Genomic DNA, 392 nt, shown 5'->3' with positions numbered 1-392 from the left:
GCATGGTTCCGCATCTGGGTGAGCGACGCTGAGGGAAACGGCTGCGGTCTGGACCCATTCTCCGATACCATCATGTATCTGAAGGAGACTGGCCAACTAGCCGGCAACGACCGCAAGCGACTTACACTGAAGCTGCATGGAATGGACCCGATTCAGAAGCCGACGTGGATGGAACTCAAGACATGGGTTCTGGGGACGAAGGAGCAGAAAATCGAGGTCTGCAAGAAATTCAAGATCGCGAAGCCATTCTGCCTGCGTGCGTGGTGTTTCAAACAATCCGAAAGCGGTAAGGGAGAAACCCTGTACGTAGAACAGAAGGGTGAAAAGAAAGCAGCCGAAGATTCGGAGGACTAAATGACGTTTAACCCGCTTGTTCTCGCGACCCGCGAGGA

General features: G+C 53.6%; 1 protein-coding gene. It reads left to right on the top strand.

The window, feature by feature from the left end; genetic code table 11:
• Nucleotides 1-354 (top strand): hypothetical protein (locus AC1RPN_RS08530; RefSeq protein WP_481763764.1); only part of this gene is annotated, 354 nt, incomplete at its 5' end.
• Between the last annotated feature and the right edge of the window lie 38 nt (nt 355-392).

It is taken from the genome of Dellaglioa sp. CoH-57-MRSF-20, assembly GCF_056781955.1.
Note: the sequence above shows the minus strand (reverse complement) of the source record. Positions and strands in the feature narration are given on the sequence as shown.